Source organism: Paraburkholderia tagetis, from assembly GCF_022213065.1.
GTDB classification, from domain to species: domain Bacteria; phylum Pseudomonadota; class Gammaproteobacteria; order Burkholderiales; family Burkholderiaceae; genus Paraburkholderia; species Paraburkholderia tagetis.
The window spans coordinates 35,886-55,523 of record NZ_JAKLJA010000008.1 but is presented as its reverse complement, the minus strand read 5'-3'; the positions used below and the strand labels follow the sequence as shown (position 1 = coordinate 55,523).

Below are 19,638 nucleotides of genomic sequence, written 5' to 3'. Positions count from 1 at the left end.
ATTATGGCAAATTCGCTCAATGACTTTGATCGTGGCGGGCATCGAATGCGCGGGCGCGGATGTCTAAACTTTTCGTAGACCTTGCGGCAGCGGCCGCACGGCGCGACAGTGGATGCACCGAACGCGCGTCTCGCAGCGCGAGCGCGCAGGCAAGACAGGAAGGGGACACAGATGGACGAGTTCTATACCGACGACCAGCGCATGATTCGCGACGCCGCGCGCGACTTCTCGACCGAGCGCCTCGCGCCCAACGCGGCGCAATGGGACCGCGACGGCAAGCTGCCAGACGAGGTGGTCGCGCAACTGGGCGAGCTGGGCTTTCTCGGCATGATCGTGCCGCAGGAGCAGGGCGGCTCCTATACCGACTACGTGGCCTATGCGCTCGCGATGGAGGAGATCGCTGCGGGCTGCGCTTCGTGCGCGACGCTCGTGAGCGTGCACAACTCCGTGGGCTGCGGGCCGATTCTCCAGTACGGCACCGACGCGCAAAAGGACCGCTGGCTCACGAAGCTCGCGAGCGGCGAGATGATCGGCGCGTTCTGCCTGACCGAGCCGCAGGCCGGCTCGGAGGCCAACAACCTGCGCACGCGCGCCGAGTTGCGCGACGGCAAGTGGGTGCTCAACGGCAACAAGCAGTTCGTGACGAACGGCTCGCGCGCGAGCCTCGCGATCGTGTTTGCGGTGACCGATCCCGATGCGGGCAAGCGCGGCATCTCGGCCTTCGTCGTGCCCACCGACACGCCGGGCTTCAACGTGGGGCCGCACGAGAAGAAGATGGGCATTCGCGCCTCGGACACCTGCCCGATCTCGCTCGTCGATTGCGCGATTCCCGAGGCGAATCTGCTCGGCCAGCGCGGCGAGGGCCTCAAAATCGCGCTCTCGAATCTCGAAGGCGGGCGCATCGGCATCGCGGCGCAGGCGCTCGGCATCGCGCGCGCGGCCTTCGACGCGGCGCGCACTTATGCGCACGAGCGCGTGCAGTTCGGCGAGCCGCTGATCCGCCATCAGAGCGTCGCGAACATGCTCGCCGACATGCACACGCGCATCAACGCCGCGCGCCATCTCGTGCATCATGCGGCCAAGCTGCGCACGCTCGGCAAGCCCTGTCTTTCCGAGGCCTCGCAGGCCAAGCTCTTTGCTTCCGAAATGGCCGAGGAAGTGTGCTCGCACGCGATCCAGATTCACGGCGGCTATGGCTTCCTCAACGACTATCCGGTGGAGCGCCACTATCGCGACGCACGCATCACGCAAATCTACGAAGGCACGAGCGAAGTGCAGCGCATGGTGATTGCACGTCAGCTATAAGAAAGGATGACGAAGTATTCGGTGCATTGAATAAAGAGCGATAAAGCGCGCAAACGCGCCGTGACTTAGGAGACGACGATGACCGGGTTCACCCCTTCCGCGCAGGCCTTCATCGACGCACGCGAGCTGCTGCTGCGTCACCGCACCGATTACGCGCGCGCGTATGAAGAATTCGCATGGCCGCAGCTCGATACCTTCAACTGGGCGCTCGATTATTTCGACGTGATGGCGCGCGGCAACGACAACCCGGCACTGTGGATCGTCGACGACCTCGCGAACGGCGGCACGCGCTACTCGTTCGCGCAGATGTCCGAGCGTTCCTCGCGCATGGCGAACTTCCTGCGCGAAGCGGGCGTGGGCCGTGGCGATCGTCTTCTCCTGATGCTGCCCAACCGCGTCGAGCTGTGGGACGTGATGCTGGCGGCGATGAAGCTGGGCGCCGTGGTGCTGCCCGCCACGACGCAGCTCTCGCCCGACGACGTGCGCGAGCGCGTGGAAGCGGGCGGCGCACGGTTCGTGGTGGTCGATGCGGCGGAACTCGCGAAGTTCGACGCGCTCGATGCGAGCGTGAAGCGCATCGCGGTGGGCGCATCGCGCGAAGGCTGGATCGACCTCTCGCGCGCTTATGAGGCGAGCGCCGTGTTCGAGCCGGACGGCCCGACACGCGCGAGCGATCCGATGCTGCTTTACTTCACCTCGGGCACCACGTCCAAGCCCAAGCTCGTCGAGCACACGCATCAGAGCTATCCTGTTGGCCACCTCTCCACGATGTACTGGATCGGCCTCATGCCCGGCGACGTGCACTGGAACATCAGCTCGCCGGGCTGGGCCAAGCATGCGTGGAGCTGCTTCTTTGCGCCGTGGAATGCGCAGGCCTGCGTGTTCGTCTACAACTACGCGCGCTTCGTGCCGAAAGATACGCTCAACGCGCTCGTGCAATGCGGCGTGACCACGCTGTGCGCGCCGCCCACGGTGTGGCGCATGCTCGTGCAGGAGCCGCTCGCGAGCCACGCAGTGAAGCTGCGCGAGATCGTGGGCGCGGGCGAGCCGCTCAATCCGGAGATCATCGAGCGCGTGCGTCACGCCTGGGGCATCACGATTCGCGACGGCTATGGCCAGACCGAAACCACCTGCCAGATCGGCAATTCGCCGGGCCAGCCCGTGGTGGCGGGCGCGATGGGCCGGCCGCTGCCGGGCTACCGCGTCGAGCTCGTCGACCCCGACGACCAACCCGCGAGCGAAGGTGAAATCGCACTGCGTCTTGGGCAAAATCCGGTGCAGCGCCCGCTCGGCCTGATGACGGGCTACGCGAACAACCCGAAGGCGACCGAGCAGGCGATGCGCAACGGCTACTACCACACGTCCGACATGGCGATGCGCCGCGATGACGGCTACTTCGTCTACGTGGGCCGCGCCGACGACGTGTTCAAGTCGTCCGATTACCGCCTGAGCCCGTTCGAGCTGGAGAGCGTGCTGATCGAGCACGAGGCGATTGCCGAGGCGGCCGTGGTGCCGAGCCCCGACCCTTTGCGGCTTTCGGTACCCAAGGCGTTCGTGACCGTGCGCCAGGGCTACGAGGCCGGTCCCGATCTCGCGCGCGAGGTGTTCCGCTTTTCGCGTGACAAGCTCGCATCGTACAAACGCATTCGCCGCCTCGAGTTCAGCGACTTGCCGAAGACCATCTCGGGCAAGATCCGCCGCGTCGAGTTGCGTCGCCGGGAAATGGAACGCACGGACGAACCCGCGCGCCAGCCCGACGAATACTGGGAAGAGGATTTTCCCGAACTGCGTTGAAACAAGCATGGAGTCCAAAATGATCGAATTCGAGTACGCACATGACGGCGCGGTGGCGCTCATCACGCTCGCGCGACCGCCCGCGAACGCCTTTACCGTCGATGGCCTGCGCCAGCTTCAGCAGGTGATCGAGGCGTTCAATCGCGAGGCGAAAGTGCGCGCCATCGTCATCACCGGCAACGGACCGAAGTTCTTTAGCGCGGGCGCGGACCTGAACGCGTTCGCCACCGGCGATCGCGAGGTCGCGCGCACGGCGGCTGCGGAGTTCGGCGCCGCGTTCGAGGCGCTGCAGAATGCACGGCCCGTGGTGATCGCCGCGATCAACGGCTATGCAATGGGCGGCGGGCTCGAATGCGCGCTCGCCTGCGATATCCGCATTGCCGAAGAGCACGCGCAACTCGCGCTGCCCGAGCCCGCCGTGGGCCTGCTGCCGAGCGGTTGCGGCACGCAGACGCTGCCCTGGCTGGTGGGCGAGGGCTGGGCCAAGCGCATCATCCTCACCGGCGAGCGCGTGGATGCCGCCACGGCGCTGCGCATCGGCCTCGTCGAGGAAGTGGTGCCGCAGGGCGGCGCGCGCGAAGTCGCACTCGCCATGGCCGCGCGCGTGGCTTCGCTGAGCCCGCAGGGCGTGTCGTTCAGCAAGTCGCTGATTCATCAGGCGCGCAATGGGGTGCCGCGCGGCGCCGCGCTGGCCGTGGAACGCGAGCGCTTCGTCGACCTGTTCGACTCGCCCAACCAGCGCGAAGGCGTGAACGCCTTCCTCGAGAAGCGCAAGCCGCAATGGCATATTGATACGGAGAATTAAGCAATGAATGCAACACCCGCTTCCGCACAGGCCGTCCCGGAAGCCGGACCGGACGTGCTGTTTCGCGTGGTCAATCGCGTTGCGATTGTCACGCTGAACCGTCCCGCCGCGCTCAACGCGCTCTCGCATGCGATGGTGCGCGAGATTGCCGTGCTGCTCGAACGCGTGCGCCGCGACGATCATATCGTCGCGCTCGTGCTCGAAGGCGCGGGACCGAAGGGCTTTTGCGCCGGCGGCGACGTGCGCGCGATCGACAGCCTCGCGCGCGCGGGCGAGCGGCTCGGTGAAAACGGCTGGCAGCAGTTCTTCGTCGACGAATATCGGCTCGACTTTGCGCTGCATACGTTCGACAAGCCGCTCGTCGCGCTGCTCGACGGCGTGACGATGGGCGGCGGCATGGGCCTTGGTCAGGCCGCGGCGCTGCGCGTGGCCACAACGCGCACGAAGATCGCGATGCCTGAAACGCGCATTGGCATGCTGCCCGACGTGGGCGCGACGCATTTCCTCGCGAAGATGCCGGTGGAAACCGAACTCTATGTGGGGCTGACCGGCGTGCTGCTCACGGGCGCCGATGCGCTCCACTGCAATCTCGCGGATGTCTGCGTGCCGGGCGAATGGCTCGACGGTTACGAGGCGCGTCTCGCGCAGGCCAGCTTCGACGGCGACGTGCCCGAAGCGCTGCGCCGAGTGTTTGATGTACCGCGCGATGTAGCGGGCGATGCGTCGGGCGATGCACCAGGCACGCAGGCAAGCGCAAGCGCACTGGCCGCGCATGCGCCGCTGATCGCGCGGTATTTCGGTCGCCGTGCGCGCGTCGAGCAGATCGTTGCTTCGTTGCGCGCTGATCTTGAACACGCGCAACCGGAGAACGTGCGCGCGTGGCTCGCGGCCACGCTAGAAGCGCTCACGCATTACTCGCCGACCATGCTGGAAGTTACGCGCGAGGCGCTGCTGCGCGGCCGCCAGATGACGCTGGCGGAAAACTTTCGCATGGAACTCGGGATCGTTGCGCGCGCAATCGAAGAGGGCGACTTCTGCGAAGGCGTGCGCGCGCATCTCGTCGACAAGGACCGCAAGCCGCGCTGGGCGCCCGCGACGCTCTCCGAACTGCGCGAGGCGCGCGTGCAGCATTTCCTGTGCTCGCCGTGGCGCGCGGACACGCATCCGCTGGCGGATCTGGGCGCTTGATGCGATTCATGCGCTGAACTTCAGCGGTGCGCGTGGATCGACTGCGCGCCGCGTCACATCACATCCGATCACTTCAATCCCGGCGCCATGCGCGCCGCGATCTCCCGGACAGGCTGCAGCCCGACCAGCGTGAGCCAGTGGCGCAGGCGAAACCACCGGCAGGCCCTTAGGATTAGCAGCCGAAATTCCACCATCCCCATTGATTCCCATCAAGCGCTCCTGACTCTTCTGGCTGTCCGCTATTGAGGTGAAATCTCGCCAGGGTTACAACGCAGAGCAGGCTGTCACGCATCACGGCCCTCAACCCTTCTGCGACTTCCCTCGAACGATAGCCATGAATGATGCCTCCCCTGTCCTGCTTTACAGTGTCGTCGACAGCGACGGCAATCAATATGCGACGGCTACGCTAACGCCAACAGACGATACGCGCGAAAAAATTGTTCTTTCGAAGCCGTACATCATTCCCGTGCTTTTTCTGCCGGGCATCATGGGCACGAATTTACGCAAGAAAGATGGCAAGCAAGCTGTCTGGCAGCCGCCGAATGCCGATGCGCGTGGTGCGGTGGACATGATTGCCCAGTTGTTCAGCTATGCGTTCAAGAATACGCAGGAGCGCGTTGGCGATCTCGCGACCAGCGATGCGGAGGTCGACCCGAGTGGCCCCATCGATGCAGGCGAAAGCGGCCTGCCGAAAAACGTGCTGGTCGCGCGTGGCTGGGGAGCGCTGATGCGCTCGTCCTATCATCCGTTCATGGCGCAGCTGCAGCATCAGCTCAACGCGCTTGCCCAGTTCGATTTCAAGCGTTGCGAAGCCGACCTGAAGGGGTGGGCCGAAAAGCATGGGCATGAGGCCCCCACGGAATGGGGCGCCGCCGGCGGCGAGCCGCTTACGAGGGAGGAAATCCTTCATGCTGCCAATTATCAATTCGATGTCTGGGCAGGGGGATACAACTGGCTGCAGAGCAACCGCGATTCTGGGGCGGCGATCCGCGACCTGATCGAAAACACTATCCTGCCGTACTACAACGAGGGCCGGGAAGTGATCGTCGATGCACCGAATGGCGAAGGCGGTACCCAGTGCACCATCCGGCGCAGAAAGCCTAACCGGCCGCTGGCAGAGAAGGTGATTGTCGTGACGCATTCGATGGGTGGCCTGGTGAGCCGGGCACTCACCGAGATACACCAGTGCGACAGCGTGATGGGGGTTTCGCACGGCGTGCAACCGGCCACCGGTGCACCGGCTACGTACAAGCGCATGCGGGCAGGATTCGAGGGGGCGGCGAAGCTCATTCTTGGGCGCCACGCAGCGGACGTTGTGGCGATCCTGTCGCAGGCGCCGGGCGGACTGGAACTACTCCCGACTGCGGACTACAACGATGGCCAGCCGTGGCTGAAGGTGCGGGAGAAAACCAGGCGTACGGACCGGCCGGGAGTTGAGATTCTGGCATTGCCAATGGGAGGTGATCCCTATAACGAGATCTACCTTTCGCCTGCGTGGTATGGCCTGGTGCCGGATGGCAACCTGGGGTTGATGGATCCGGGGAACAAGGCGGCAGCGGATTTCAATTCGGACGGTAGTGGCTTGCGTGCCCAATTAGCCGAAATGATCGATGACGTCAGGAAGTTTCACGAGTCTATCGAAATGAAATACAAGAGTCCAACCTACGCTCACTATGGCGCACAGGGCAACCGGACTCAGCCGGCAAAGGAGCGCGACGGGCTGTTCGGCACAAGCCTGATGGAAGCCGACCACCTGTTCACATGGGGGGAAATCGCATGGGAAGGCACAGGAATTGACAGTGTTGCCCCATCACGGATTGCACTGTCCCGTGACGATGGCAAGGGTACGCTGATCACGACTTCCGGTGTCAAATTGACGCTAAGCGCCCCCGATTGCCCGGGGGACGGTACCGTTCCGTGCTACTCGGGTGCGGCACCAGGCAAGGCCGGCATTGCCGGTTGTTTTGTGCACGGTCAGGGCAATCCCGGGCAGTGCAACGAGCATTTCGGGTATGACCATCAGGGAAGTTACGGCGACAAATACCAGCGGTCGCTGTACGCCACGATGTATGCAATCGTCAAGATCGCGCAGCAGGCGCAATGGCATAAAAAGGATTCCGCATGAACCCCGACTGGAAAACTCACGCGATTGGACGCCATCTCGTCGATGTTCCGGCGAGTGCACAACTCATTGAGAGCTGGAAATACAGCAGAGACCGTCTGGAGCTACTCGCACCAGGCGATGACACGCAATTTGACCGGCTCGTAGCCCAGCGTGAGGCAGAGCTGAAAGCGCGCATTCGGAAATCGGGAAAGCCTACTTTCGCCGAACGGGTGTCGTTGCCCAATGGCTCGACGGCGCTCTTTTCGTGGCGACTGAGTGAGGCGGAGACTATTTACTCGACAGATACGTTTTTCAGGGCAGGAAGTCGCATTCTAATGTACAAAAAAGATGCGATTCCAGTAGAAAACAAAGACAAGGCCATTGCATTTCTCAAGCGATGCAGCGAGAAATGGCGCGAGATTGAAGTCGGCCAGATTCCCGAAGGAATCGGCTTTGTAGTAAGCGACACTATTCTCGCGGACGACCTTCCCAACTATGAAAGCTGGCGTCTGCTCATCCAGCTTGCGGCCAAGCCCGATGTGACATTCGAGGTCAGCGGCTTTGTGGGGGCAACGGATGAGGGGCTGCGCAAACGTGCCGGGGGCATCCTCGCAAGCATGCTCGGCATGGCGGCGGGACTGACGCAGTTGCGCAATCACGCCCGTCCGGTGGGGCCCATTGAGGCCGACGAAATTCTCGTCGCGGGGAACCAGAACGGCAAGCGCGGCTACGGCTTCAAATGGGAGGCGCCGGGCAAGGACTATTCGCTGGCCGAGCCCAACCTGAATGTTTCGCTTCGGGTCGGTGAAAGTGCCTATGCGACGAACCGGGAGTCCTTTTCAAGCGACGATGAGGCGCTCGAGTTGTGGGACACCGTCGTGAACTCGATCCGTCTGCGGCCGGGGGCTGTATGAGCACGGTCGCGGAGGAGATCGACCCCATACGCTACCTATGTGACGAAGTGTTCCCGTCACCTGCGGAAAAAAGAGCATCGCACCTGGCTTTGCGCGAACGGCATCAGGCCGCCATGGCTCGGCCGCTGACTTTTCGCTCCTGTCTGCGGATACAGTCGAGACAGACACATCTGCTTTCCATCGCCCTGCGATACCGCACACTGTATCGTGCGGAGGGTGCGAGTGGCCATCTCATCAACGCCCGCCATGCACGAGGCAAGGCGGCGTGGACTTGCAGCCGCTAGCGCGTAGGCGCACTTTACAGATAGCTACAGCAGTAATCGAGCGTCTCGACAACATCGATATCAAAGCGGCTCTTGCCCGGCACCGAGAACGATTCGCCTGCGCTGTAGGTCTTCCACTCGTCGCTGCCGTCGAGGCGGATGCGGCACTTGCCGCCTTGCACTTCCATCAGTTCGGGCGCGTCGGTGCCGAAGTTCAACTGGCCCGGCAGGATCACGCCGAGCGTCTTGCGCGTGCCGTCGGCGAACAGCACCGTGTGCGAGACGCACTTGCCGTCGAAATAGACGTTGGCCTTGCGGACTACGGAAACCTGGTCGAATTGTGTTGCGGCCGTCATGGCTGTCTTCCTCTGAGTCGTCGTGAATGGATGTGTTGGCGCGAGGCGGGCGCGGTTCTGCGCACTCCGCAGCGGGACCGACATCATACCGGCACTGGACGCACGCGGCGAATCCGGCCAATCCCGCCAATGCCGGCGACACAGGCGCCCATGCCGGCCCAGGCGCGTCCGCGAGTGCCGGCATTGCCGCAGCAACGGCCGATGCCACGCTGCCCGCCGTGAAGGTCATGTCGGCGCCGTCCGGGATGCCGGGACGCGGCTCGGTGGGCGGCAGCATCGACATCACCACGAAGACGCCGCAAAACGACAACTTCATCAACGGTAGCGTAGGTCTGGGCACGGACAGCTACCGCCGCGCGACCGTCGACTGGAACCAGAAGCTCAACGACACCACGGCGATCCGCCTGAACGCGATGGGCCACGACGCCGACCAGCCGGGCCGCACCGATATCTACAGCAAGCGTTGGGGCGTTGCGCCATCGATCGCGTTCGGCCTGAACACGCCCACCACGGTCACGCTGAGCTATGACGTGCTGCCCAAACTCACGGTGGGCGCGGGCGCAACGGTGTCGAGCGAGACTTATGCGTCGGTCACGTCGACCACGCGCAAGTGGATTGCGGGTTATGCGCGCTTTGATGGCATGCGTATCATGCGCGCGCCGCGCTTACTCCCCTGCGACCGTAACCGAAGCCTCGGACGTGAGCATCATGAACGTGAAGCTCTCTTGCAGATAGAGGCGCACGGTGTTCTCGTCATGCGACGAATAGCCGATAGAGACATCCTGCCCCAGGTGAAGCGCGAAGTCGCCGCCACGCGTCGTGAGAATGCTGCCGCCTTCGAGCGCCGGCGCCCAGATGATCTCGCCTTTCACGAGGCGGCGGATATGCTCGAGGATCGGGTAACCCGAGTCGCTCGCCTCGCTTACCGCCGTATAGGCGTCGGAACCGAGCAGCACCGCATAGGGGCCGTCCACGCCTTGCAGACGCAGTTGCTCGAGCGCCTTGGCGATCACGGCGGGGTAATCGGCCACGTCGGCGGGCATTTGCAGCAGCGGGTTCGACGTGCCTTCGCGAATGCCCGTGATCTGCGCGGCCTTGTAGCCATCGAAAATCGCGCGGTCTTCGGCGAACGCGAGGCGCGTGGCCGCGTCCTTGGCCGGCTGCCAGTCGGAGTCTTCCGCGCCGCGCTCGACGTCGTCGATGGCCTCGCGCGACAGCTCGAACGGCACGCGCAGTTCGACCAGCGCCTTCACTTCGCGCTGGCGCGCGCGGATGCCTTCCAGCGGCGCGGCGATACCGCTCTGGTGACCGGTGCCGACGGCGGCGAGATTCACGCCGCCGGGACCCTTCACGTCGACCACGCGGCGGCCCGCGAGTGAGCGCTTGAAGGTGCGCGCGACTTCTTCTTCGATTTGCGACCACGCATCTGTGGAAATGGGCGCCAGCTCGCGATGCAGATTATTCATACCGGGGTGCTCCTTTGAGTGATCCAATGGCGAGCGAGCCGTCCGCGCCTGGCGCGGCGGCGGGCTCGGGTTCGGGTTGGGCATCGAGGCTCGCGTCCACGGTGCCGGCCGCGCCCGGCTCGCGCTCGGCGAGCGCCTCGAGCAGCGGCTGCGACGGCACGAAGAAGAGACTGCCCGTGACGGCGCGGCTGAAATCGAGCAGCCGGTCGTAGTTGCCGGGCGGCTTGCCGACGAACATGTTTTCCAGCATCTGCTCGATGGGTGCGGGCGAACGCGCATAGCCGATGAAGTAGGTGCCGAATTCGCCCGAGCCTGGCCGGCCGAACGGCATGTTGTCGCGCAGGATCTTGACTTCGTCGCCGTTGGCGTCCGTGAGCGTGGTGAGCGAGCTATGCGAGCAGCTCGGCTTCACGCTTTCGTCGAGCTCGATGTCCTGCAGCTTGGTGCGCCCGATGACGCGCTCCTGCGCTTCCACGGAAAGCGCGTTCCAGCCTTTCATGTCGTGCAGGTACTTCTGCACCAGCACGTAGCTGCCGCCCGCGAATTCGGGGTCGTCGTCCGCGCCGATCACCGTGAAATGCTCGGCTTCGTTGCCGGTGGGGTTCTCGGTGCCGTCGACGAAGCCGATCATCGCGCGCATGTCGAAATTGCGGAAGCCGTGCACTTCGTCCACGGTCGTGACCGCGCCTTCGAGGCGGTTCATCAACTGTGTGGCCAGCTCGAAGCACAGGTCGGTCTGGTCGGCGCGGATGTGCAGGAGCAGGTCGCCGGGGGTGGCCAGGGCCACGCGCTCGCCCGAGCCGAATTCGCGGAACGGATGCAGCTCGGCCGGGCGCGGGTCGCCGAACAGGCGATCCCATGCGTCAGACGAAAAGCCCACCACGCAGGAGAGGTTGCCGCCCGGCACGCGCTTGCCGACCGCGCGCGCGAGGTTGGCGACGTCGGCGCACCAGGCGCGCACGGTGGCGCGGCTCGTGGCGTCCTCGTTGACAGTCGCGACGATGAAGAACGCGCTGCGGGTGACGGAGGTGGAGACGGACTGGGGATCGGGCGTTGGGGTGGGCGGCATCATGGTTTGGGCTTATTGCTTGACTGGGCTTGACCGGGTTCGGCTTGGTTCGGCGGGATTCGCTGCCCGCATAGTTTAGCCAAACTCGTGAAAAAGGGCGGTTTGCAGGCAAGTGGCTTGACGTGCGAGGATAGACATCGTCACGGCCTCTGAGAGACACATCATGTGGGATCACACCGAGCATGAAGGTTTCGAGATCTGGGTGTTGCCGATTCCGGCGTTCGGGCCGCGTTCGCCCGAGCCGCTCTTTCATTACAGCGGCTACATCTGCCGCCATGGCGCGGACGCGCATGTGGAAGGGCGCAGCATCCGCTTCCACGATCTGATGCGCAACTACATCGGCCCCGACGCCGCGCTCGATGCGGCCTATTCCGACGCACGCGAGCGCATCGATCGCTTTCGCGCGACGGGAAGCTGGGCCGAAAGCCACGCCGGCTAGCGCCCCGCAAGCCCCGATGCGGGGCGGCGTATCGCGCGGTTTCAGCGGGCCTGGCGGGCTCAGTGGCGGCCGGAAACGATCAGCGTCACGGAGCGGCCGTCGCAGCCCTCGCTGCTGGGCTTGGTGATCGCGCGCCAGCCCGCGGGCCGGCCCGGCGCGGCGAGGTCTATGCCGGCACCGGCGCTGCGAGCGCGGCCGGCGTGTCCGCCATTGCTGGCGTTGGCGCTATTGCCGGCGCTATTGCTGGCGCTATTGTCAGCGCGATTGTCAGCGTTGCCGGTACTGTTGCGGGTGCTGCCGCTGCTGCCGCCGCCGTTATCGTTCTCTGCGCTGTGGTCTGCCCGGTTGTCCGCGCCGTTGTCCGTGCTGTTGTCGGTGCTGTTGTCCGCGCTGTTGTCGGTATAGGTGGCCAGCACGTTGAACGGCCAGGACGCGCGCAGCAAGCGCTCGTGCGTGAGCGAGCCTACCCAGATGGGCGTGAGCCCAGCGTCACCCGATGACTGGGGCGGCGTGCTCGTTCCTGTTGTGTCCGTTATGCCTGTCGTCCCGCGTGTCGCCGCGCCCGCGCCGGCGGTTTCGCTCGTGCCCGTTGCCTTGCCCGCGCTTGCGCCCGTGGGCGCACCGGCCGCCGCGCCCGCGGGCCGCTCGATCGCATAGCCTGTCGGCCAGAAGCGCAGCACGTCGCGGCGGCTGCCGGGGCGCGCGGGGTTGTCGGGCAGATGCGCGCGTTCGAACACGAGCGGCGAGGGCATGCCGTTGTTCAGCTTGGGCAGGAGCGGCAGCGAAAGCGCATCCACATTGGGCGCGACGAGCGAGAGCACGCTCTTCAGCGAGAATTGCGTGCCTTCGCTCCAGCCGGCGTCGTGCAACGCCGCGCGCAGGTCGGCGGCGCTGGCGGCCCACTGGATCGTCATCGGCTCGCGCCGCTCGCCCTTCATGTCGATGCGGTAGCACGCGAACGTCCTCCAGAGCGAATCGGTCCACATGAGCTGCGCGATGGCCACCGGCGGCACTTCGGCGTGCGATTCGTGCGCCGCTTCGCGGTCGGCTGCGCCGCGCTGCAGCACGAAGGCCAGCGCGAGCACGGCAAGCACGATGGAAGGCATGACGTTGCGAGCGGCAGGCCGCTGCGGATAGCGCCATAGCGAGAGCAGCACGACCGCCGCTACCCAGATCGAGGCGAAGGCCGCGCCGCCGATGGCATCGGAGAACAGGAAGCGCTCGAAATAGAGCCCCGCGAACGTCACCGCCACCACGATCGCATTGCCCACCGTCGCGACGATGGCCGCCTGCGCCATGTTCACGCGCCGCACGAGCAGGAACATCGCGAAGCCGTAGACGATCACCATCGAGGCCACGCGGTCGCTCGGGAACACATAAGCGCCCACGTGCGCCGCGCTGGCCATGTCGTAGTGGATCGCGACACGCAGCACGACGATGAGCGCCTGCGAGACGCCCGCGGCGAGCGCCCAGTAGCCGATGGTGCGCCAGCGCCGCTCGAGCGCCATCCAGGCCGTGACGGTGGCCACGAGCGCCGCGAGCGTGTAGTTGCTGCCGAGCGTTTCGACGTGGGCGAGGACATTGTCGGCCCAGGTCGTGTGGATCGAATGGAGGAACTGGCGCACCGACTGGTCGACCTGTACGAGCGGGGCGCCGTGCAGCAGATTGCTGAGCACGTAGGAGAACACGGCCGCGCACACGGGCACCAGCGCCGTGACGGCGAGCAGCGCGCCGAGCGCCGGCTGCTGCGGATCGAGCACCCGCGCGAGCCGGCGTGCCGCCGGACCGTGGTGGCCCGCTGCCCAGCGCGCGGCGGCGCGGCGCGAGGCGCCGGCCCAGGCGTCCACGTGGCCGAGCATCATGTGCGTGATGGTCCAGACCAGCCAGCCCGCGAACACGATGATCGCGAGCGCGACCACGAGCCGGAACGACACGGCGCCCGCCAGTTGCAGCGACGCGCCGAACACCACGCCTGGCACGATATGCGCGGGCGCCCAGACGAGCGCCGAGATCACGTTCATCACGAAAAAGCGCATCGGCGACATGCCCGCCATGCCCGCGACCACGGGCACCACGGCGCGCAGCGGCGCGATGAAGCGCGCGAGGATCACGCTGCGCGTGCCCTGTTTTTCGAAGTAGATCCGGGCTTTTTCGAGGATGCCCGGGTGATGGCTGAACGGCCAGACCTGGGCGATCGAGTCGCGATAGCGGCGGCCGATCCAGAAGCTCAGCGCGTCGCCGCCCACGGCGCCCACGATGGCGCTGACGAATAGCCAGCCCAGATTGAGCGTGCCGGTGCCCGCGAAGGCGCCGGCGATAAACATGGCCGTGCTGCCCGGGAAGAACGTGCCGACGAGCGCGAGCGACTCGACGAATGCGGCGCATGCTACGAACGCGAGTGTCCAGCCTGGGTAGTCGGCGAGCAGGTGCAGCAGGTGGGTGTAGGCGTGCTCCATCGAAAGGGTGGTTGGGTGCAGGCGTCGCAGCGGTTAATTGAATAAGGGGGACGCTTGCGGCGTCCCATGCGCAATATAACCGGGCGCGCAATTGTGCGCGTGGTGGCGGGTGTTTGGGTTCGTTTTCTGTTTCGCGTTTCCTTGTGTTCGTGTCGGCCTATTCGTGTTGCCGCACCTCAGTGCTCCACGGCCTCCATCGGCAGGAGCCCGGTCTGCCCGTAGAACTCCTGCGCGGCGAACGCCTCGCGCTCCTTGCGTGCGCGTGCGCTGGTGTCGAGCCGCGAGACCGCCCAGATGCCGAAGAATGCGAGCGGCACCGAGACGAGCGCGGGATTGTCGAGGAACACGGGCGCGTGCGCATGATGCAGCACGTCCACCCAGACCGACTTCGAGAACACCGTGAGCATGACGGAAGAAACCAACCCGAGCACACCGCCCGCCACTGCGCCGCGCGTGGTCATGCCGCTCCAGAAGATCGACATGACGAGCACCGGGAAGTTGGCGCTCGCCGCCACGGCCGCGACGAGCCCCACGAGAAACGCCACGTTCGCGTGCTCGAACAGGATGCCGAGACCGATCGCCACCGCGCTGAGCACGAGCGTCGCGACGCGCGAGATGCGCATCTCGCGCTGCTCGTTCTTGCGTCCGCGTGCGAGCCAGCTTGCGTAGAGATCGTGCGAGACGGTGGTGGCGCCCGAGAGCGTGAGGCCAGCCACCACGGCAAGAATCGTCGCGAAGGTGACCGCCGCGATGAAGCCGTAGAAGAGATTGCCGCCCACCGCCTGCGCGAGCTTCACCGCCACCATGTTCGAGCCGCCGAGCAGGTCGGTCGTGAGATTGAAGTGGCCCGCGGCGTCGACGCGGAAGAACTCCGGATGTTGCGCGAGCAGCGCGATCGCCGAGAAGCCGATTACGAACGTGAGCAGATAGAAGTAGCCGATAAAGCCCGTGGCGTAGAACACCGACTTGCGTGCTTCCTTTGCGTTGGGCACCGTGAAAAAGCGCATCAGGATGTGCGGGAAACCGGCCGTGCCGAACATCAGCGCGATGCCGAGCGAGAGCGCGTTGAGCGGATCGCGGATCAGCTTGCCCGGGGCCATGATGGAGAGGGCGCCCGGGTGCACGTTGACAGCCTGGCGGAACATCTCGTTCGGGCTGAAGCCGAAATGCGCGAGCGCGAGCACGGCCATGAAAGTCGCGCCGCACAGCAGCAGCCCCGCCTTGATGAGCTGCACCCACGTGGTGGCCTTCATGCCGCCGAAGAACACGTAGATCACCATCAGTGCGCCCACGACGATCTCGGCAATCCAGTAGGGCAGGCCGAACAGCAATTCGATGAGCTTGCCGGCGCCCACCATCTGCACAACCAGGTAAAAGATCACGACCATCAGCGCATTGGCCGAAGTCATCAAGCGGATGGGGCCTTGCGCGAAGCGGTACGCGATTACGTCGGCGAACGTGAACTTGCCGAGATTGCGCAGCGGCTCGGCGATCAGGAACATCACGAACGGCCAGCCGACGAGAAAGCCGATCGAGTAGATGAGGCCGTCGAATCCGAAGATGAACACCATGCCCGAGAGCCCGAGGAACGAGGCCGCCGACATATAGTCGCCCGCAATCGCGAGACCGTTCTGCAAGCCGGTGATGCCGCCGCCGCCCGTGTAGAAGTCGCGCGCGGTGCGCGTGCGGCGCGCGGCCCACTGCGTAATGGCGAGCGTCACGAGCACGAACAGCAGGAACATGCCGATGGCGACGGGGTTGTGCTGCGGCGCGGGCATGGGCGCGGCCGCGCCGCCAGGCACATTGGCGTGGGCGAAGCTGCTCGCGGCTGCGAGCGCGAGTGCGCAGAGAAAGCGAACGGGCTTCATGCTTGCACCTCGCCATGGAGCTTTGCGATGAGCGCGCGCATGGCCGGATCGAAGCGGCGGTTGGCGCGCAGCACGTAGAAACCGGTGAGCGAGATGGCGCCCGCGATGATGCCCACGCCCACGATAATGCCCACGCTGGTGGTGGCGCCTGCGTAGAGCGGATGCGCGAGCCGATGCGGCGCGAGCGCGACGATCAGGATGAAGCCGTAGTAAAGGGCGATCATGAGCGCGGTCAGCGTGAAGCTGAAGCGTCGGCGCACGGCGATGAGCTGCCGGTATTCGGGGTGCGCCTTGATCGTGTCGATCGAGGGGGTGGTCATGGTGTCTCCTGTATCTCAGGCAAAGCAGCCGGAGTCGTTCGATGGCGACGGACGAGTGCGGCCGGGCCGCCCACGAGGGTTGCCTGATGCGCTTGCCGGCGGGCTTTGCTGTCGTTTTAGTGGATGACCGCGCCGTTCGTGGGCGGCGCGGCGGGTGGGCGGTTGTCCGCTTGTCCGCTTGTCGTGGCCGCAATTCAGGCATCGAGCTTCGGCCACGACGGGCGCCCGCTCGATGCGTGTCTTGCGGCCCGCGTCTCGTCAGGTGAGGGTGCTGGCCAACTCCGGCACGACCTGGAACAGATCGCCCACGAGGCCGTAATCGGCCACGCTGAAGATCGGCGCCTCTTCGTCCTTGTTGATCGCCACGATCACCTTCGAGTCCTTCATGCCGGCCAAGTGCTGGATCGCGCCCGAGATGCCCACTGCAATGTAGAGCTGCGGCGCGACGATCTTGCCGGTCTGGCCGACCTGGTAATCGTTGGGGACATAGCCCGCATCCACTGCCGCGCGCGAGGCGCCCAGTGCCGCGTTGAGCTTGTCGGCGAGCGGTTCGAGAACCTTCGTGTAGTTCTCACCGCTGCCCAGACCGCGACCACCCGAGACGATAATCTTCGCGCTCGTGAGTTCCGGACGGTCGAGCTTCGTGACTTCCCGGCCGACGAACTGCGAGAGGCCACTGTCCGCTGCGGCGTCGAGCTTCTCCACCGCTGCGCTGCCGCCTTCGGCTGCAACTGCATCGAATGCCGTGGTGCGGACTGTGATGACCTTGATGGGGTCTTGCGATTGCACGGTTGCAATCGCATTGCCCGCGTAGATCGGACGCTCGAACGTATCCGGCGAGTCGACTGCCGTGATATCGCTGATCTGCGCGACGTCCAGCTTCGCAGCGATACGCGGCGTCACGTTCTTGCCCGCAGCCGTCGCCGGCGCGAGGATGTGCGTGTAGTTCTTCGCGATGCTCAGGACCGTCGCTTCGACGTTTTCGGCGAGACCCACTTCGAGTTGCGGCGCGTCGGCCAGCAGCACCTTTGCAACGCCGGCAATCTTCGCCGCTGCATCGGCAGCCGCTTGAGCATTGTGGCCCGCGACCAGCACGTGCACGTCGCCGCCAATCTTCTGCGCAGCAGCCACGGTGTTCAGCGTCGCAGCCTTGATGGTTGCGTTGTCGTGTTCGGCTATTACCAGATTCACCAGATTCGTCATTGCTATCTCGCTCCCCTAACCTTTAAAGCACCTTGGCTTCCGTCTTCAGCTTCTCGACCAGCGTCTTCACGTCTGCAACCTTCACGCCTGCCGAGCGCTTCGGCGGCTCGACAACCTTCAGGGTCTTCAGGCGCGGCGCGACGTCCACACCGAGGTTCTCGGGCTTGAGCGTCTCCAGCGGCTTCTTTTTCGCCTTCATGATGTTCGGCAGCGTGACGTAGCGCGGCTCGTTCAGGCGCAGGTCCGTCGTGACCACTGCGGGCAGCTTGAGCGACAGCGTTTCGGCGCCGCCATCGACTTCACGCGCGACCGTGGCCTTGCCATCGGCAACCGTGATCTTCGAAGCGAACGTGGCTTGCGGCAGGTTCGCCAAGGCGGCGAGCATCTGGCCGGTCTGGTTCGAATCGTCGTCGATGGCTTGCTTGCCGAGGATCACCAGTTGCGGCTGCTCTTTATCAACGAGCGCTTTCAAAAGCTTCGCGACGGCGAGCGGTTGCAGGTCTTCATTCGATTCGATCAGGATCGCGCGATCCGCGCCGATCGCCAGCGCCGTGCGCAGCGTTTCCTGCGCCTGCGTGACGCCGCACGACACGGCGATGACTTCCGTCGCCACGCCGGCTTCCTTCAGACGAACCGCTTCTTCCACGGCGATTTCGTCGAACGGGTTCATCGACATCTTCACGTTGGCGATATCGACGCCCGTGCCATCGGACTTCACACGAACCTTGACGTTGTAATCCACCACGCGCTTAACGGGTACGAGAATTTTCACAGCACTCCTCCTGATCCACCTGATTTCAAACCGTCAAATAACGCCTTTGCTTTTCAATTCGGCGAGCTTTTCCGCTGAATACCCCAGCGTCGACGCCAGCACGTCGCGCGTGCCTTCACCCAGTTGCGGCGGCGCGCGGCGCACGGGTATGCGTTCGCCGTCGAAGCGCCACGGCGGCGCGAGCACCGGCGTCGTGCCACTTTCCGTATCCGGATGCGGCTGCTGCGTGACGAGCCCGCCTCGCGTGGCGCGCGGCGAGAGCAGCGCTTCGCGCAGGCCCGCCACTTCGCCGCATGGAATGCCCGCTTGCGCCAGACGTTCGAGCAACAGCTTGCGAGGGCGGCTGCCCAGCTCGCGCGTGAGTTCGGGCACGAGCGTCTCGCGGTTCTGTCCGCGCAGGATGTTGGTCTTGTAGCGCGGGTCGTCGGCGAGGTCGTGGCGCTCGATCACCTCGCGGCAAAAGCGCTCGAACTGCGCGTTGTTGCCCACGGTGATGACGAGCGGACCATCGGCCGCATCGAACACGCCATAAGGCACGATGGACGGATGCGCATTGCCGTAGCGCGGCGGGTCTTCGCCTATCAGGAGCGCCTCGAGCCCGTAGTACGCGGTGATCATGAGGCCGCAGTCGAACAGCGCCATTTCGATGTGACGCCCGCGCCCGGTGCGCTCGCGCTCGTACAGCGCGGCAAGCATCGCCTGCGCCGAATACATGCCCGTGAACAGATCGACGGCGGCGACGCCGAATTTGAGCGGCGGCTGATCCGCCTCGCCGTTCAGCGCCATCAGGCCCGCTTCGCCCTGCACGACGAGGTCGTAGCCGGGGCGCTTCGCCTCGGGGCCGGTGCTGTCGTAGCCGGTGATCGAGCAATAGATCAAGCGCGGATTCTCCGCGCTCAACGCTTCGTAGCCGAGGCCGAGCTTCGCGGCGCCGCCCGACTTGAAATTCTGAATGAAGATGTCACTGGTCTTCGCAAGCTCGCGCGCGATCTGCTGCCCCTCCGGCGTTTGCAGATCGAGCGTGATCGAACGCTTGTTGCGGTTCACGCTATTGAAGTACGCGGTCTCGGTCTTGCCGACGCGCACGCCCCAGTCGCGCGTGTCGTCGCCGCGGTCGGGATGCTCGACCTTGATGACCTCGGCGCCCAGGTCGCCGAGCACCATCGCGCTCCACGGCCCGGCCAGCACGCGCGAAAGATCGAGGACGCGCACGCCCGCCAGCGGCAGACCCTTGTTGTCCGTTTGCATCAGAAGGCACTCCTGGTTCGTTGTGAATGGAAGGCTGCGCCGCATACGTCGCACACGTTACGTTCGGC

16 protein-coding genes and 1 pseudogene are annotated in these 19,638 nt (G+C 65.1%); 8 read left to right on the top strand and 9 right to left on the bottom strand.

Annotated elements, in window-relative coordinates; all coding sequences use genetic code 11:
* Positions 1–171 precede the first annotated feature (171 nt).
* The 6 genes from L5014_RS12640 (at position 172) to L5014_RS12615 (ending at position 8,110) form a co-directional block, all read left to right on the top strand.
* Positions 172–1,305, top strand: coding sequence for an acyl-CoA dehydrogenase family protein (locus tag L5014_RS12640; RefSeq protein ID WP_238464038.1), 1,134 nt, complete (start codon positions 172–174; stop codon positions 1,303–1,305).
* A 78-nt stretch (positions 1,306–1,383) separates the two neighbouring features.
* Complete coding sequence (locus L5014_RS12635; RefSeq protein ID WP_238464036.1) at positions 1,384–3,099, top strand: AMP-binding protein; 1,716 nt, start codon at positions 1,384–1,386, stop codon at positions 3,097–3,099.
* A 19-nt stretch (positions 3,100–3,118) separates the two neighbouring features.
* Complete coding sequence (locus L5014_RS12630; protein ID WP_238464035.1) at positions 3,119–3,904, top strand: enoyl-CoA hydratase; 786 nt, start codon at positions 3,119–3,121, stop codon at positions 3,902–3,904.
* A gap of 3 nt (positions 3,905–3,907) precedes the next feature.
* The gene (locus tag L5014_RS12625) at positions 3,908–5,092 is read left to right on the top strand and encodes an enoyl-CoA hydratase/isomerase family protein (RefSeq protein ID WP_238464033.1); all 1,185 of its coding nucleotides are present in this window, start codon (positions 3,908–3,910) and stop codon (positions 5,090–5,092) included.
* Between the two features lie 334 nt (positions 5,093–5,426).
* The gene (locus L5014_RS12620) at positions 5,427–7,217 is read left to right on the top strand and encodes a GPI inositol-deacylase (RefSeq protein ID WP_238464031.1); all 1,791 of its coding nucleotides are present in this window, start codon (positions 5,427–5,429) and stop codon (positions 7,215–7,217) included.
* Positions 7,214–8,110, top strand: coding sequence for a T6SS immunity protein Tli4 family protein (locus tag L5014_RS12615; RefSeq protein WP_238464029.1), 897 nt, complete (start codon positions 7,214–7,216; stop codon positions 8,108–8,110). Before L5014_RS12620 ends, L5014_RS12615 begins: the two co-directional genes overlap by 4 nt.
* A gap of 298 nt (positions 8,111–8,408) precedes the next feature.
* Here the strand turns inward: L5014_RS12615 and ppnP are convergent, their stop codons facing one another.
* Entirely contained in the window at positions 8,409–8,729 is a 321-nt protein-coding gene (gene ppnP / locus L5014_RS12610; protein WP_238464027.1) for a pyrimidine/purine nucleoside phosphorylase, read from the bottom strand.
* Between the two features lie 248 nt (positions 8,730–8,977).
* Here ppnP and L5014_RS12605 point away from each other — a divergent pair.
* Positions 8,978–9,256 (top strand): annotated as a pseudogene (locus L5014_RS12605) (TonB-dependent siderophore receptor); the annotation flags it as partial.
* A 138-nt stretch (positions 9,257–9,394) separates the two neighbouring features.
* On the opposite strand, the gene L5014_RS12600 reads toward L5014_RS12605, so the two are convergent.
* Both L5014_RS12600 and L5014_RS12595 read right to left on the bottom strand, forming a co-directional pair.
* Entirely contained in the window at positions 9,395–10,195 is an 801-nt protein-coding gene (locus L5014_RS12600; protein WP_238464026.1) for a family 1 encapsulin nanocompartment shell protein, read from the bottom strand.
* Complete coding sequence (locus tag L5014_RS12595; RefSeq protein WP_238464024.1) at positions 10,188–11,267, bottom strand: Dyp-type peroxidase; 1,080 nt, start codon at positions 11,265–11,267, stop codon at positions 10,188–10,190. Before L5014_RS12595 ends, L5014_RS12600 begins: the two co-directional genes overlap by 8 nt.
* Positions 11,268–11,427: 160 nt before the next feature.
* Here L5014_RS12595 and L5014_RS12590 point away from each other — a divergent pair, with 160 nt between their 5' ends.
* Entirely contained in the window at positions 11,428–11,703 is a 276-nt protein-coding gene (locus L5014_RS12590; protein ID WP_238464022.1) for a hypothetical protein, read from the top strand.
* 59 nt (positions 11,704–11,762) lie between these two features.
* Here L5014_RS12590 and L5014_RS12585 read toward each other — a convergent pair whose 3' ends face one another.
* From L5014_RS12585 to L5014_RS12560, 6 genes are all read right to left on the bottom strand, one after another.
* The gene (locus L5014_RS12585) at positions 11,763–14,159 is read right to left on the bottom strand and encodes a VTT domain-containing protein (protein ID WP_238464020.1); all 2,397 of its coding nucleotides are present in this window, start codon (positions 14,157–14,159) and stop codon (positions 11,763–11,765) included.
* Positions 14,160–14,335: 176 nt separating this feature from the next.
* Positions 14,336–16,027, bottom strand: coding sequence for a cation acetate symporter (locus tag L5014_RS12580; protein ID WP_420800059.1), 1,692 nt, complete (start codon positions 16,025–16,027; stop codon positions 14,336–14,338).
* The gene (locus L5014_RS12575) at positions 16,024–16,347 is read right to left on the bottom strand and encodes a DUF485 domain-containing protein (RefSeq protein WP_238464018.1); all 324 of its coding nucleotides are present in this window, start codon (positions 16,345–16,347) and stop codon (positions 16,024–16,026) included. Before L5014_RS12575 ends, L5014_RS12580 begins: the two co-directional genes overlap by 4 nt.
* Before the next feature lie 258 nt (positions 16,348–16,605).
* On the bottom strand, positions 16,606–17,541 hold the full coding sequence (locus tag L5014_RS12570; protein WP_238464221.1) for an electron transfer flavoprotein subunit alpha/FixB family protein: 936 nt from the start codon (positions 17,539–17,541) through the stop codon (positions 16,606–16,608).
* Between the two features lie 31 nt (positions 17,542–17,572).
* Positions 17,573–18,322 carry an electron transfer flavoprotein subunit beta/FixA family protein gene (locus L5014_RS12565; protein ID WP_238464016.1) on the bottom strand — a complete coding sequence of 250 codons (750 nt, stop codon included), beginning with the start codon at positions 18,320–18,322 and terminating at the stop codon, positions 17,573–17,575.
* Positions 18,323–18,355: 33 nt separating this feature from the next.
* Positions 18,356–19,570, bottom strand: a complete 1,215-nt coding sequence (locus L5014_RS12560; RefSeq protein WP_238464014.1) for a CaiB/BaiF CoA transferase family protein — start codon at positions 19,568–19,570, stop codon at positions 18,356–18,358.
* Positions 19,571–19,638: the final 68 nt, after the last annotated feature.

What these genes read in the sequence shown, in the direction of transcription:
- L5014_RS12625 (WP_238464033.1), top strand. Translation starts at nt 3,908, where the DNA reads ATGAATGCAACACCCGCTTCCGCACAGGCCGTCCCGGAAGCCGGACCG.
- L5014_RS12585 (WP_238464020.1), bottom strand. Translation starts at nt 14,159, where the DNA reads ATGGAGCACGCCTACACCCACCTGCTGCACCTGCTCGCCGACTACCCA.
- L5014_RS12600 (WP_238464026.1), bottom strand. Translation starts at nt 10,195, where the DNA reads ATGAATAATCTGCATCGCGAGCTGGCGCCCATTTCCACAGATGCGTGG.
- L5014_RS12615 (WP_238464029.1), top strand. Translation starts at nt 7,214, where the DNA reads ATGAACCCCGACTGGAAAACTCACGCGATTGGACGCCATCTCGTCGAT.
- L5014_RS12595 (WP_238464024.1), bottom strand. Translation starts at nt 11,267, where the DNA reads ATGATGCCGCCCACCCCAACGCCCGATCCCCAGTCCGTCTCCACCTCC.
- L5014_RS12590 (WP_238464022.1), top strand. Translation starts at nt 11,428, where the DNA reads ATGTGGGATCACACCGAGCATGAAGGTTTCGAGATCTGGGTGTTGCCG.
- L5014_RS12640 (WP_238464038.1), top strand. Translation starts at nt 172, where the DNA reads ATGGACGAGTTCTATACCGACGACCAGCGCATGATTCGCGACGCCGCG.
- L5014_RS12620 (WP_238464031.1), top strand. Translation starts at nt 5,427, where the DNA reads ATGAATGATGCCTCCCCTGTCCTGCTTTACAGTGTCGTCGACAGCGAC.
- L5014_RS12630 (WP_238464035.1), top strand. Translation starts at nt 3,119, where the DNA reads ATGATCGAATTCGAGTACGCACATGACGGCGCGGTGGCGCTCATCACG.
- L5014_RS12560 (WP_238464014.1), bottom strand. Translation starts at nt 19,570, where the DNA reads ATGCAAACGGACAACAAGGGTCTGCCGCTGGCGGGCGTGCGCGTCCTC.
- L5014_RS12635 (WP_238464036.1), top strand. Translation starts at nt 1,384, where the DNA reads ATGACCGGGTTCACCCCTTCCGCGCAGGCCTTCATCGACGCACGCGAG.
- L5014_RS12575 (WP_238464018.1), bottom strand. Translation starts at nt 16,347, where the DNA reads ATGACCACCCCCTCGATCGACACGATCAAGGCGCACCCCGAATACCGG.
- L5014_RS12580 (WP_420800059.1), bottom strand. Translation starts at nt 16,027, where the DNA reads ATGAAGCCCGTTCGCTTTCTCTGCGCACTCGCGCTCGCAGCCGCGAGC.
- ppnP (WP_238464027.1), bottom strand. Translation starts at nt 8,729, where the DNA reads ATGACGGCCGCAACACAATTCGACCAGGTTTCCGTAGTCCGCAAGGCC.